Annotated in this window: 13 protein-coding genes; 2 read left to right on the plus strand and 11 right to left on the minus strand. The window is 64.7% G+C overall.

The window, feature by feature from the left end; all coding sequences use genetic code 11:
• Positions 1-64 precede the first annotated feature (64 nt).
• From ITX31_RS03075 to ITX31_RS03125, 11 genes are all read right to left on the minus strand, one after another.
• Positions 65-754, minus strand: coding sequence for a MazG nucleotide pyrophosphohydrolase domain-containing protein (locus ITX31_RS03075; RefSeq protein ID WP_323745565.1), 690 nt, complete (start codon positions 752-754; stop codon positions 65-67).
• On the minus strand, positions 747-1,898 hold the full coding sequence (locus tag ITX31_RS03080; protein WP_323745566.1) for an adenosine deaminase: 1,152 nt from the start codon (positions 1,896-1,898) through the stop codon (positions 747-749). Before ITX31_RS03080 ends, ITX31_RS03075 begins: the two co-directional genes overlap by 8 nt.
• A 33-nt stretch (positions 1,899-1,931) precedes the next feature.
• Entirely contained in the window at positions 1,932-2,576 is a 645-nt protein-coding gene (locus ITX31_RS03085; RefSeq protein WP_194782370.1) for a DedA family protein, read from the minus strand.
• Between the two features lie 153 nt (positions 2,577-2,729).
• Positions 2,730-4,013, minus strand: coding sequence for a thymidine phosphorylase (locus tag ITX31_RS03090; RefSeq protein ID WP_194782003.1), 1,284 nt, complete (start codon positions 4,011-4,013; stop codon positions 2,730-2,732).
• Positions 4,010-4,432: a cytidine deaminase gene (locus ITX31_RS03095; RefSeq protein ID WP_194782004.1), complete on the minus strand. Its 423-nt coding sequence runs from the start codon at positions 4,430-4,432 to the stop codon at positions 4,010-4,012. Before ITX31_RS03095 ends, ITX31_RS03090 begins: the two co-directional genes overlap by 4 nt.
• A 35-nt stretch (positions 4,433-4,467) precedes the next feature.
• Positions 4,468-5,757 carry an ABC transporter permease gene (locus ITX31_RS03100; RefSeq protein WP_194782005.1) on the minus strand — a complete coding sequence of 430 codons (1,290 nt, stop codon included), beginning with the start codon at positions 5,755-5,757 and terminating at the stop codon, positions 4,468-4,470.
• Complete coding sequence (locus tag ITX31_RS03105) at positions 5,754-7,121, minus strand: ABC transporter permease (protein ID WP_194782006.1); 1,368 nt, start codon at positions 7,119-7,121, stop codon at positions 5,754-5,756. The genes ITX31_RS03100 and ITX31_RS03105 overlap by 4 nt, the downstream gene beginning before the upstream one ends.
• Positions 7,118-8,662, minus strand: coding sequence for an ABC transporter ATP-binding protein (locus tag ITX31_RS03110; protein WP_194782007.1), 1,545 nt, complete (start codon positions 8,660-8,662; stop codon positions 7,118-7,120). Before ITX31_RS03110 ends, ITX31_RS03105 begins: the two co-directional genes overlap by 4 nt.
• A 124-nt stretch (positions 8,663-8,786) precedes the next feature.
• The gene (locus tag ITX31_RS03115) at positions 8,787-9,899 is read right to left on the minus strand and encodes a BMP family lipoprotein (RefSeq protein WP_416354771.1); all 1,113 of its coding nucleotides are present in this window, start codon (positions 9,897-9,899) and stop codon (positions 8,787-8,789) included.
• Positions 9,900-10,116: 217 nt separating this feature from the next.
• Positions 10,117-11,313, minus strand: a complete 1,197-nt coding sequence (locus ITX31_RS03120; RefSeq protein WP_416354783.1) for an amidohydrolase — start codon at positions 11,311-11,313, stop codon at positions 10,117-10,119.
• A 100-nt stretch (positions 11,314-11,413) separates the two neighbouring features.
• Entirely contained in the window at positions 11,414-12,562 is a 1,149-nt protein-coding gene (locus tag ITX31_RS03125; protein WP_228528926.1) for a mannose-1-phosphate guanylyltransferase, read from the minus strand.
• Positions 12,563-12,792: 230 nt separating this feature from the next.
• Here ITX31_RS03125 and sdhC point away from each other — a divergent pair, with 230 nt between their 5' ends.
• Together sdhC and ITX31_RS03135 are read left to right on the plus strand one after the other, a co-directional pair.
• Entirely contained in the window at positions 12,793-13,173 is a 381-nt protein-coding gene (sdhC, locus tag ITX31_RS03130) for a succinate dehydrogenase, cytochrome b556 subunit (protein ID WP_091606843.1), read from the plus strand.
• A gap of 3 nt (positions 13,174-13,176) precedes the next feature.
• Positions 13,177-13,644, plus strand: coding sequence for a succinate dehydrogenase hydrophobic membrane anchor subunit (locus tag ITX31_RS03135; protein WP_194782009.1), 468 nt, complete (start codon positions 13,177-13,179; stop codon positions 13,642-13,644).
• Positions 13,645-13,694: the final 50 nt, after the last annotated feature.

Consider the following 13,694-nt stretch of genomic DNA (forward strand, 5'->3'; position numbering starts at 1 on the left):
ACGGGGACCACGCTGTCTGGTCCAAGCCTAGTTGAATCCGGCTTGGGAGTAAGGGTTAGGGGGCTCAATCGGCGGTGCCGGGGCCCTGAGCCGCGTAACGGCGCACGGCCCGGCGCAGGGCGGCTTCGGGATCCAGGCCTCTTTCGGCGGCGCGTCGGACGGTTTCGAACAGGATGTCGCCCAGCTCCTCGTCGCTCTCGAAGTCCGGCAGCCCGGAGACGCTTTCGGGCACCCTGAGCCCGGCGCGGCGGGCGCGTTCCTGGGTCTTGGCGGCCAGCGCCAACGCCGGAAGGGCAGCGGGAATGCCTTCGAAGGGGGTGCTGCGGTGCTTTTCGGTCTTCTTCACCGCGTCCCAGGCACGCTCGATGTCCGCCGTGTCCGAGGTGGTGGAGTCCTGCAGCGATCCGTCGGCGCGGAACACGTGTGGATTGCGGCGGATCATTTTCTCCGTCAGCCCTGTGACGACGTCCGAAATCGAGAAGCTGCCCGTCTCCTCCTGTAGGCGGGCGTGCAGCAGCACCTGGAAGAGGAGGTCCCCCAGTTCCCCGCTGAGTTCCTGCGCGTCCTCGGCCCGGGTATGCCCGGATTCCACTGCTTCGATGACCTCGTAGCTCTCCTCAAGCAGGTACTCGAGGAGGGATTCGTGGGTCAGGGCCCCGGTCCAGGGACAGCGTTCGCGCAGCTGGGCAACAACCCGGGCCAGGCGGGAAAACTCCCGGCCCAGGTTGCTGCCGCCGTTCGGGGAATCAGTCACGTGCGCCGCTGAAGCCTTCGGTGATGTACTCGGCGAGCACCGCCCGTTCTTCCAGCGGAAGGAACGCGGCGTTGGCTGCGTTCAGGGTCAGCTCCAGCAGATCGTCCAGGCCGTAGCCGAAGGTGGTGGTCAGCAGCTCGAATTCGTCGGTCAGGCTGACGCCGCTCATGAGCCGGTTGTCCGTGTTGACGGTAACAACAAAACCGGTCTGGAACAGCAGGTCGATCGGGTGGGACTCGATGTCCGGTCCGAAGGACTCGACGGCGCCGGTCTGCAGGTTTGAGGACGGGCAGATCTCCAGCGGGATCCCCCGGTCGCGGACCCACGCCGCCACATCCCCCAGGGTGACCATGCCCACCGAGCTGTCCTCGCCGGCGTCGGGCGCTTCCTCGTCTTCAAAGTCGACTTCGATGTCCTCGGCGATCCGCACGCCGTGGCCCAGCCGCAGCGCGCGGCCGTGGACCAGGGCATCGGTGATGCTTTCAACACCGGCGGCCTCGCCTGCGTGCACTGTGACCGGGAACATCTGCTCGGCCAGGTAGGTGAAGGCATCCTTGAACCGGGAGGGCGGGAAGCCGTCCTCGGCCCCTGCAATGTCGAAGCCTACGGCTCCGCGGTCCCGGTGCCGGACGGCGAGTTCGGCGATTTCCATGCCGCGGTCGCCGTGGCGCATGGCGGTGATCAGCTGGCCAACCTGGATCAGGCTGCCGGCGGCCTCCGCGGCCTGCACGCCTGCTTCGAGGCCTTCCTGCACGGCTTCGACGGCTTCGTCCAGGCTGAGGCCGGCGGCCAGGTGCTGCTCCGGCGCCCAGCGGACTTCGGCATACACGACGCCGTCTTCAACGAGGTCCTCGACGAACTCTCGGGCAACGCGGGCCAGGCCTTCGCGGGTCTGCATGACGGCAATGGTGTGGTCGAAGGTCTCCAGGTAGCGGACCAGGGAACCGGAGTTGGCGGATTCGCGGAACCACTCCCCGAGGGCAACGGGGTCTGTGGACGGCAGCGTGTGTCCAACGGCTTCGGCAAGCTCCACGATGGTGGCCGGGCGCAGCCCGCCGTCGAGGTGGTCGTGCAGCGAAACCTTGGGCAGGACACGGATGTCGAAGCTGGAAAGGGCAGCGGGATTAGTAATGGGCTCAGTCACACGCCAACTCTACGTGAGGGGCACCCGGAGCGCTCAAGGCTCGGACTTGACGCCCTCTTCCAGCGGCTGGCTGGTGCGGATGGGGGTTGGCCCGCGCAGTTTGGCTATGATCCGGTCGATGATCAGGCCAAGCACCAGGGCAACGGCGATCGCGACGACGACGGCGAGCAGGTGGTTTTCCTTGAACCAGGCTCCGGCGAGGGCCCCGATCGCAACGGAGTACGCGGCCCAGAGGACTGCCGACATCCCCGTCAGCGCCACGAACATGCGCCGCGGATAGCGGGTGGCGCCGGCGGTCAGGTTGACCACCACCCGGCCAACCGGAATGAACCGCGCAATCAGGATCAGGGATACGGCACGCTTCTCCAGCTCGCGGCCGGCCCAGACGAAACCGCGCTGCATCCGCGGTCCGCGCATCCACCTGTACCTGTCGGTGCGCAGTGTGCGGCCCAAAGCGTAGGCGATGTTGTCCCCAACAAAAGCACCCGCTGCGGCGGAGACAAAGATCAGCCAGGCGTTGGGGCCGCCTTCGAGAAAGACGAGGGCGGAAAGTCCAACAACCAGTGACTCGCTCGGGATGGGCGGGAAGAACCCGTCAAGCAGGCAACAGGCGAAGAGCACCAGGTAAACCCAGGGGGCTCCGGAGTAGGTCAGGACAAAGTCATTGATGGTGTCCATTACGGCGTTTAGAACGTCCAATGGGCGGCACTCCTCGGGTCGGTGTCTGTCATCTACAACGATGCCACTTTTGAATCAGTGCCCGTCACCGGGCATGTCCCCTAAAACACCCTGAGCAACCCTGCCTGAGCCCTGAGTCCCCTGCCTCCCCTGCTAGCTGATCCGGTCGATGATCAGCGGCTGGATGCCCGAAGCCTGGGAAGCGATAACGGCTGCCCCCTCGAGGGCTTCCTTTGCCCGCTCGAACTTCTCCGGGGTGTCCGTCAGCAGCGTCATGAGCGGCTGGCCGGCCTGAACCGTGTCTCCGGGCTTGGCGTGCAGGCGTACGCCCGCCCCGGCCTGCACGGCGTCTTCCTTCCGCGCGCGTCCGGCCCCGAGCCGCCAGGCAGCAACGCCGACGGAGAGGGCATCAAGCTCAGTGAGCACGCCGTCTGCGGCGGCCTTGATGGTCTCCGATTCCCTCGCCACAGGCAGTTCAGCGTCCGGGTCCCCGCCCTGGGCGGAGATCATCCGGCGCCAAACATCCATGGCACGTCCGTCCTGCAGCGCTGCCGCCGGATCGGCGTCGGGCTGGCCCGCCGCTGCGAGCATCTCCTTCGCCAGTGCCACGGTCAGCTCCACGACGTCGGAAGGGCCGCCTCCTGCGAGCACCTCCACGGACTCCTGGACTTCGATGGCGTTGCCCGCGGTCAGACCCAGCGGAGTGGACATGTTGGTGAGCAACGCCACAGTGTTTACACCGGCGTCTTTACCCAGTGTGACCATGGTCCGGGCCAGTTCACGGGCGTCGTCGGCATTCTTCATGAACGCGCCGGAGCCCACCTTGACATCCAGGACCAGCGAGCCGGTTCCTTCGGCGATCTTCTTGCTCATGATCGAAGAGGCAATCAGCGGGATGGCTTCCACCGTTGCGGTCACGTCTCGCAGGGCGTAGAGCTTCTTGTCCGCCGGGGCCAAGCCCGCCCCGGCAGCACAGATCACTGCGCCGACGTCGGCCAGCTGGGACATCATCTCGTCGTTGCTGAGCGCCGCTCGCCAGCCGGGAATGGCTTCGAGCTTGTCCAGTGTCCCGCCGGTGTGGCCCAGGCCGCGGCCGGAGAGCTGCGGCACGGCCACGCCGAAGACTGCGACGAGCGGGGCCAGCGGCAGGGTGATCTTGTCCCCCACGCCGCCGGTCGAGTGCTTGTCCGACGTCGGCTTGCCCAGCGAGGAGAAGTCCATCCGCTCGCCCGAGGCGATCATCGCCGCCGTCCAGCGGGAGATTTCCTCCCGGTTCATCCCGTTGAGGAGGATGGCCATGTTGAGGGCGGCCATCTGCTCGTCTGCGATGACGCCCCGGGTGTAGGCGTCGATGGTCCAGTCGATCTGTTCCGGGCTGAGTGTGCCCCGGTCCCGCTTGACGCGGATGATGTCAACGGTGTCAAAGCGCTCGCTCATTTGCCTGCCTGCCCTTCCAGGTGCTGCGGCCCGAAAGCATCGGGCAGCACTTCGTCCATGGTACGGATGCCGCTGACGGTCAGCAGCTGCATGCCCGGTGCCCTGAATTCATAGAGCAGCTGGCGGCAGCGCCCGCACGGCATGAGGATTTCGCCTCCGCCGTCTACGCAGGTGAAGGCAACCAGACGTCCGCCGCCGGTCATGTTCAGCTGGCTGATCATGGAGCATTCGGCGCACAAGGTCAGGCCGTAGCTGGCGTTCTCGATGTTGCAGCCGGAAACAATCCGGCCGTCATCGGTCAGCGCCGCTGCTCCCACGGGGTAGCGGGAGTAGGGAACGTAGGCGTGGGCCATGGCCGAGCGGGCGGCTGCCTGCAGGATGTCCCAGTCGATTTCAGGCGCAGGGGTGGCTGCGTTCATCTATGTGTCCTTTTGTCCGTTTGGAGGGGCGGGGATCAGCTCTTGATGTAGGGAATGCCGCTGGCTGCCGGCGCCCTGGACTTACCGACCACACCGGCGACGGCGAAGATGGTCACCACGTAGGGCAGCATAGCCAGGAACTGGTTCGGCACCGGGGTGCCGAGCAGGCTGAGTACGGACTGCAGGTTGGAGGCGAAACCGAACAGCAGCGCGGCGAACAGTGCGCCAATCGGATTCCAGCGGCCGAGGATCAGCGCGGCAAGGGCAATGTAGCCCTGGCCGGAGGTCATGTCCCGGTTGAAGGAGGACACTGAAACGAGGGTGAAGAAGGCACCGCCGACGCCGGCAACCGCACCTGCGAGCAGGACGTTCCAGAACCGCATGCGGTTCACGTTGATGCCCACGGTGTCCGCCGCCTTGGGGTGCTCGCCCACGGCACGGGTCCGCAGCCCCCATTTGGTGTGGAAGAGGCCGAAGTAGATGGCCGCGACGGCAATGTACATCAGGTAGCCTATGACGGACTGATCGAACAGGATCGGGCCCAGGATCGGAATATCCGAAAGCACCGGGATTGCGATCTTGTCCAGGCGCGGAGGCGAGTTCCACTTGGCCGAGTCCGCACTGAGCACGGTGGAGAAGAGGAAGCCTGTCAGGCCGGAGACAAGCACGTTCAGCACGACGCCGACGATCACCTGGTTCACGATGTACTTGATGCTGAACACCGCGAGCACCAGGGAAACCAGGACACCGGCAACGGCCGCGGCGAACAGGCCCACGAAGGCGTTGCCGGACAGCGAGCCTGCCACGGCGGCGGCAAAGGCACCGAAAAGCAGCTGGCCTTCAATGGCAATGTTCACGACGCCGGAGCGCTCACACAGCACGCCGGACAGCGAGCCGAAGATCAGCGGGAACGCCAGCGTGAAGGACCCGGCCAGCAGGCCGTACAGTGCAACGCTGGGGCTGCGGGCACTGCCCACGGCCCAGGTGAGGAACGCGGCAATGAAGAACACGGCGAACACCGTGATCAGCCAGCCGGGGACGTGCTGGTACCGGTTGACCAGGATAAAGGCGTATGCGGCCGACGCCAGGAGGACCACCGTAGCGATCCAGCCCAGGACGGGTGCTGACACGACGATTTCGGGCAGCTGGATGGCTGCGTTGGCGTCCGTCAGGCGGAACGTCACGTCGCTGGACGGCGAGCCCAGCCCGAACATGATGAATCCGAGGATCGCCAGGACGCCCAGGATGACCGGGGTTTTCCAGCTGCGGATCGGTTTCACGTCTGCCGGCTGGCCCTTGGAGGCGAGAGTTGTTGCGGTGCTCATGCTGCTCCTTGCGCTGCATCGGCTTTTTTGGACATGCGCTTCCCGGAGGTCTTGAAAGCCCCGGGCGGCGGGATCCGGAACAGGGACCGGACCAGCGGAGGTGCGGCGATGAACAGGACAATGAGCGACTGCACCACCAGCACAATGTCGATGTTGGTTCCGGTACTGGTCTGCATGGTGACGCCGCCGGCACGGAACGCGCCAAAGAGCAGGCCGGCTGCGAAGGTTCCCCAGGGTGAGGACCGGCCCAGCAGCGCCACGGTGATGGCGTCAAAGCCGAAGCTAGCTGCAACACCGGAGGTGAGCACCTTCTCGGTGCCCGATACCTGTGCCACCCCGGCCAGGCCGGCCAGTGCACCGGCAATGAGCATCACGATGACGTAGCCCTTGGTGGTGTTGATGCCGGCGTTCCGGGCGGCTGCGGGGTTGGCGCCGACTGCGCGCAGTTCGAAGCCAACGGTGGAGCGGTTCAGCAGCCACCAGATGAACACCGTGGCGGCAATCGCCATGATGAAGCCCCAGTGCAGGCGGAAGCCGGAGCCGAACAGCGGCGGGAACATGGCGGTGGAGTCCAGCTGGGGGCTGATCGGGTTGGTCGAGCCGGGACGCTGGAACCCGGGAGTGGTGAGCAGGAAGAGCACCAGCTGGATCGCGATGTAGTTGAGCATGATCGTCACGATCACCTCGTGGGCTCCGGTCCGGGCCTTCAGCAGCCCGGCAATGCCGCCCCAGAGGGCGCCGCCGAGCGCACCGGCAAGAATCACGATCAGCAGGTGCAGGCCAACGGGCAGGTGCCAGCTGAAGCCGACCCACGCTGCGAGCGTGGCACCGATCAGGATCTGGCCCTGCGCACCGATGTTGAACAGTCCGGCGCGGAAAGCGAGGGCGACGCCGAGCCCGGCGCAGATCAGCGGGGTTGCCACTGTCAGTGTCTGGGTCAGCGGGTAGATCATGCGCGAGAAGGTGTCGGCCTCGAAGTTGAAGACCGAGCCCTGGAAAAGCGCGATGTAGGCACCCGATGCCGCGGACCAGGCAGCGCCCAGCATGTCGCCCGGACGGCTGAAGAAGTAACCCGCCGATTCCGCGACCTCTTCGTCGGTGAGGGCGATAAGCAGCCCGCCGACAACCAGTGCCATCAGCACGGACAGCACCGAGACCAGCGCGTTGCCCGTGACGATGCGGCGGAGCACCGACTCGCTGCCCGTTTCGGGATGGAGCTCGGTCCCGGCGACGGGTACGGCAGGCGGCGGCAGTGCCCCGCCTGCGGTTTCGGCAGCGTTCAGCAGCCGTGTTTCGTCAGCGGCAGCCTCCTCTTTCCGGGCCTCTGGATCGCCCTGCTGCCTGCTTGCTTCCTCCGGGCTCACTGCGCCCCTCCCTCGTTCTCGCTCTGGTGCGAAAGTGCGTCTTCAGCGCTCATGCCGGCCATCATCAGGCCCAGCACGTCGCGCGAGGTGTTCCCCGGGACAATTCCCATGACCTTGCCGCTGTACAGCACGGCGATCCGGTCTGCCAGTTCAAGGACCTCGTCCAGTTCCGTGGAAACGATCATCACCGGGGTTCCGCCGTCACGCTCAGCAACGATCCGCTTGTGCAGGAACTCGATGGATCCGACGTCGACGCCGCGGGTGGGCTGCGAGGCAATGAACAGGGACAGGGGCCGGGACAGTTCCCGGGCCATGACCACCTTCTGCTGGTTGCCGCCGGACAGGGTGCCGGCGGCGGCCTCCGCCGACTGCGTACGGATGTCGAATTCGTCGATCTTCTCCGCGGCGTTGGCGGCGACCACGGCAGGGCGCATGGACAACCCCTTGGCGAACGGAGTCTTGTGGTAGCGGTTCAGGACCAGGTTCTCGGCAACGCTGAACGTTCCCACCAGACCGTCCACGTTCCGGTCCTCGGGCACGAAGCCCACTCCGGCGTCGATGATCTGGGCCACGCGCTTGCCCACCAGCTCTTCGCCGTCGAGCGCGATGGAACCCGTGACATGCTCCTGTAGGCCCATGATGGCCTCAGTCAGTTCCGTCTGGCCATTGCCCTGGACTCCGGCAACCGCGAGGATCTCGCCCTTGGCGATCTCGAAGCTGATGTGGTCCACCACAGCCTGGCCGGTGTCCGAAAGCACTACCAGGTCACGGACCTGGAAAGTGGCCGCTCCGGGCTGCGCCGGTTCCTTCTGCAGGTTCAGGCTCACTGAGCGGCCCACCATCATGGAGGCCAGTTCCGTGGTCGAAGCGCTCGGCGGGGCGTCGCCCACCACCTTGCCGCGGCGGATCACGGTAATCACGTCGGAGACGGCCTTGACCTCGCGCAGCTTGTGGGAAATGAAGACTACGGACTTACCGTCGTCACAGAGCTGGCGCATGATCGCCAGCAGTTCGTCAGTCTCCCGCGGAGTCAGCACAGCCGTGGGCTCATCGAGGATCAGGACTTCAGCGTCCCGAATCAGGGCCTTGATGATTTCAACGCGCTGCTGCACGCCAACCGGCAGGTCTTCCACCACGGCGTCGGGATCAACGTCGAACCCGTACTGTTCGGAAATCTGGCGGATGCGTGAGCGGGTGGTTTCAAGGTTCAGCGAGCCGCCGGCGCGGGTTGTCTCGTTGCCAAGTGCCACGTTCTCCGCGACGGTGAAGACGGGAACCAGCATGAAGTGCTGGTGCACCATGCCGATTCCGGCCGCCATGGCATCACCGGGACCCGAGAAGACAACGGGTTTGCCGTTGACTAGGATTTCGCCCTCCGTGGGTTCGTAGAGGCCGTAGAGGACGTTCATGAGCGTTGATTTGCCGGCCCCGTTCTCACCGAGCAGGCTGTGAACCTGCCCCGGCTCGATCACCAGGTCTATGTGGTCGTTGGCAACCAGAGTGCCGAAGCGCTTGGTGATGCCTTTGAGTTCGAGTTTCACAACCCCAACCAATCTGTTTGTGTCTGAGTGTTTGGGTACTCCTAGAAAGGTAGGGTACCCGGAACAGAACGGACCGCTGTTCGTCCGGCTGGACGAACAGCGGTCCGGTTGATGCGGCCTGGCCCTACTTCGGGCTGGCTGCGGATTCTACGGTGATTTCACCGGAGATGATCTTGGCCTTGATCTCGTCCACTGCGCTCTTGACGTCGGCAGGAACAGCGTCTTCCTGGTCGTGGTACGGAGCCAGGGTAACGCCGCCGTTTTCGAGGGTGCCGATGTACGGGGAAGCGTCGAAGTTGCCCTCGACGTCCTGGGTGATGACCTCTTCAACGGCCTCGCCCATGAGCTTCATGACGGAGGTGAGGATGTATTCCTTGCCGGTGCCTGCGGTCTCATAACCGTCGGAGTCGACCCAGATCACCTTGTTGGCGCCGCCGCCTGCGTTGGCTTCGACGACGGCGTCGAGCGTGCCGGTGCCAACCGGACCGGCAACCGGCATGATGATGTCCGCGCCCTCGTTGATGAAGTTCTCGGTGGTGGTCTTTCCCGCACCGGTGTCGGTGAAGTTGCCGATGAAGGAGCCGGTCTGGTCTGCCTTGTTCCAGCCCAGGACCTCGACGTCGGCGCCGTTCTCCTCGTTGTAGTAGGCAACGCCGTCAGCGAAGCCGTCCATGAAGATGGTCACGGTGGGGATGTTGATGCCGCCGTAGGTAGCTACCTTGCCGGTCTCCGACGTGCCGGCAGCTACGTAGCCGGCCAGGAAAGCTGCCTGGGCGGTGTCGTAGATGATGGGCTTGACGTTGTCCAGCTCGATGGAGTTGTCATCGATGATGGCGAAGTGGCTGTCAGGGTTGGCCTCCGCCACTTCCTTGGTAGCGTCGGCCAGGAGGAAGCCAACGGTGACGGTGATGTTGCAGCCGTTCTGGACCACCATTGAATCCAGGTTCGGACCGAAGTCGGTCTCTGACTGTGACTCAGCGGTCTTGATCTCGATGCCAAGATCGGTTTCGGCAGCCTTCAGGCCTTCGAAGCCGGACTGGTTGAACGAGCGGTCATCGAAACCGCCGGAGTCTGAAACCATGCAGGCCAGGAAATCGCCGTTGGCGCTTGCCTCACCGCTGGATGCGGAGTCTTCTTCCGGGGCGGCTCCGCAGCCGGCCAGCAGAAGCGCCGATGCGCCCAGCATGGCGGCGGACACACCGGCATTGCGCTTGAAGCCGCGCGGGAAATTCTTCAATGTTCCTCCAGAAAAGAAAAGTGTTCCACCGCCCCGGCTGCGGCCTGGCCCAACGGACGGAAGGGCCTTCGCAGGGAACGTGTGGTGCGCGCTCCTTCCCTCATGGAGCGCAGCAAGACCTAACCATAGTGCATGTGTCCCACGGCACTAAGCGATGCGGCGGTCTGGGCAACATTGTTTACATGTTGTTATCAATCGGAGGGTTGTGGCGGCCGGATCAGTGCCGCAGGCCCCGGGCTGCGCGGACAGCCGCAGCGGCCATGACCGAGACGCCGCAGCTGATCGCCAGTTCGTCCGGGTTGTAGTCCCCGCGGTGCAGGTCGAAGGTTTCCCCGCCCGGTGTGCGGGTGCCCAGGCGCATCATCGCCCCCGGGATGGCCTGGGTCATCCAGGCGAAATCTTCGCCGCCCATGGACTGCGGGGTCAGGACAACGGAGTCCTCCCCCAGCTCTGCCCTGGCCGAGGCTTCGATCAGGCCGGTCTCGGCCTCGGAGTTAATGACCGGGGGCACACCGCGGGTGTGTTCCAGGGCCACGTCCACTCCGTAGGGCGCGGCAACTTCGCGAACGACGTCGTCGAGCAGTTCACCGGCGGCGTGCCACGCCTCGGCGTCCAGGCAGCGCATGGTCCCGGCCATGAAACCGTGGCCGGGAATCGCATTCGGTGCCGACCCGGCGTGGATCTGCCCCCAGACCACGGAGACGCCGCTGCGGACGTCGATCCGGCGCGAAAGAATGGCAGGCACGCTGACGGCGATCTGGCTTAGCGCAAAGACGAGGTCCTGGGTCAGGTGCGGACGCGAGGTGTGCCCGCCCTGTCCGGAGAGCTCGATGCGGATGGTGTCCGAAGCGGAGGTGATGGCACCAATACGCGTGCCAACCTGTCCCACGTCGACCCGCGGATCGCAGTGCAGGGCCAGGATCCGCGGCACTCCGGAAAGCACTCCCTGTTCAATGACGGACAGGGCGCCGCCGGGCATGACCTCTTCGGCCGGCTGGAAAATCACCCGGATCCGCCCGCCCAGGGATCCTTCGGCGTCGAGCTTCGCCAGCACCCGGGCCGCACCGAGCATCACAGTGGTGTGGATGTCGTGACCGCAGGCGTGCGCAATCCCGGTGTTCACCGACGCGTAGGGAAGGGAGGTCTCCTCCAGCACCGGCAGGGCATCGATGTCCGCACGCAGCGCCAGGCCGATCGGCCCGTCTCCGATGTCTACGTAGGCGCCCGTGTTTTCAAGCCGCCTGGGCCGCAGGCCTGCCGCTTCCAGTGTTTCGACAATCCTGTCCGTGGTCCGGAACTCCTTGTGCGAGAGTTCAGGATGCGAATGCAGATCCCGCCGGAAATCGATCAGCTCACCCAGGATTGGGGCAACACTGCCCCGGATTGACGGAACGGGTGAGCTGCTAAGTGGGATTGTCTGCACATATTCAAGGTTAGCCAACCTGTGCTGGTCTGCGGGAACCGTGTGACTTTAAGACTCCCCACGGCCCAGGAACGCGGCCGTTGGTCAGGATTCAGAGGACGTCGGTGTCTCCGCTGGCCTTGAGGTGTTCAACCGCTTTCTTTACCTCCTGGGCGTGATCCTTCGTGGTGACCAGCAGGGCGTCCGGAGTGTCCACAATCACCACATCCTCGATTCCGATCAGCGCAATAACGCGCTTGGTGTCGGACACGACAATCCCGGAAGCGTCCTCGGAGTACACCCGCGCTCCTTCGCCCATCACGGTCAGCTCGCTGTTTTCCGCGGCCGGGTTCAGCCGACCGATGGCGGCGAAGTCTCCGACGTCGTCCCAGCTGAAGATTCCAGGAATCATGGCCACGTCGCCGGCTGCGGCGGCGGGCTCGGCCACCGCATAGTCAATGGCGGTCTTGGGCAGGGTCGGCCAGACCCTCAGCACCACTTCGCGGCGGTTCTCGGTATCCCACGCTTCGGCAATTTCCATCAGGCCGGCGTGCAGCTCCGGCTCATTGTCCAGCAGGTGCTTGAGCATCAGCGCCACCGGTGCCACGAACATGCCGGCATTCCAGCTGTAGTTGCCGCTGCGCAGGTAGCCGCGGGCCGTATCCTCGGAGGGCTTCTCGACGAACTCCACGACGGAATGGGCGCTCGGCGCACCTTCGATCTCCATCGGCTCTCCGGCCTTGATGTAGCCAAAGCCCGTGGAGGGATGGGTGGGGTGGATGCCGATGGTGACGATGTAACCCTGGGCGGCAGTGTGAATGGCCTCGCGGACCGCCTCCTGGAAGACTTCCACCGGGGTGATGACCTGGTCGGCGGCGAAGGATCCCATGATGATCGAAGGATCCCGGTGGTAGAGGATCGCAGCCGCCAGTCCAATCGCGGCCGCAGAGTCCTTGGGCTCGTTTTCAAGCACAAGGTCCTCCCGCTGGATCTCCGGCAGCTGGGCCAGCACGGCGGAGCGGTGGAGCTGCCCGGTGACTACCATCACCCGGTCATTGCTCAGGGGAGCCAGCCTGTCATAGGTCGCCCGAATCAGGGTTGAGCCGGAACCGGTGAGGTCATGCAGGAACTTCGGTGCGGCGGCCCGGGAGAGCGGCCACAGGCGCGTGCCCACGCCGCCGGCCGGAATCACGCCGTAGAAGCGGTCAAAGACGTCGGCACCGGCCGGTTCCGGGTTCACATTTGTCATTTCAGTACTCATCAGTGCCAAGGTTAGCTGAGAGTCCCCACGGCCAGGTTCGCGGACACGAGTACGCACTGCGGGCGGCACGCGTGTCGAGTGTAAGCCAGGTCACACAGTAGGGGAACCTAAATTGATCCCGCTGCGGGCGGGACCTAGATTATGCTTGAGCTTATAAAGTGCTCTCGCACCGGCGTCATCACTGCGTGGAAGACGCGCTAGCGCCGCTGCGATGCAGGGAGGAATATTCAGTGTCGAAGTTACCAGCAGGCACGCTTTACCGCGGCCGCGAAGGCCAGTGGTCATGGGTGGCCCATCGGATTACTGGCGTGGTGATCTTCTTCTTCCTTTTGGTCCATGTTCTTGATACCTCGCTGGTGCGCGTGTCACCCGAGGCCTACAACGTGGTCATCGGAGCGTACAAGAACCCGATCATGGGCCTCGGTGAGCTCGGCCTCGTTGCCGCCATCGTTTTCCACGCCTTCAATGGCCTCCGGGTGATTCTTATCGACTTCTGGAAGAAGGGCCCCAAGTACCAGCGCCAGATGCTGTGGGGGGTCGTCGGCCTGTGGGCCGTGACCATGATCGGCTTCTCCATCCGCCACCTTCCCATCGTTTTCGGGGGTCACTAAGCCATGAGCACTCCTTCAATTGACGCTCCCCGGGCCGGCCGCATCTCCCCGCGGTACACCCGCAACGGGTCCGGCAAGGGCAACTTCGAGATGATCGCATGGCTCTTCATGCGCATCTCCGGCGCCCTGCTCGTCATCCTCATCTTCACGCACCTTTTCATCAACCTGATGGTCGGCGACGGCATCAAGGCCATCGACTTCGGCTTCGTTGCCGGCAAGTGGGCCTCCCCGCTCTGGCAGATCTGGGACCTGGTGATGCTGTGGCTCGCCATGCTCCACGGCACCAACGGCGTGCGCACCATCATCAATGACTACGCCGAGAAGAACTCCACCCGCATGTGGCTCAAGACGGTGCTGTATTCCGCAACCGTCGTCATCATCGTGCTTGGCACCCTCGTGATCTTCACCTTTGATCCGTGCCCGCCCAACGCGACGCTGGACCAGCTGCCGTCCTTCTGCCCCGCTCCCTAGCCCGGCAGGCACCGCAGCAACTCCCTAAGAGCCACACACAGTTTCAACAG

The sequence above is a fragment of the Arthrobacter gandavensis genome (assembly GCF_015355785.1).
GTDB classification, from domain to species: domain Bacteria; phylum Actinomycetota; class Actinomycetes; order Actinomycetales; family Micrococcaceae; genus Arthrobacter_B; species Arthrobacter_B gandavensis_A.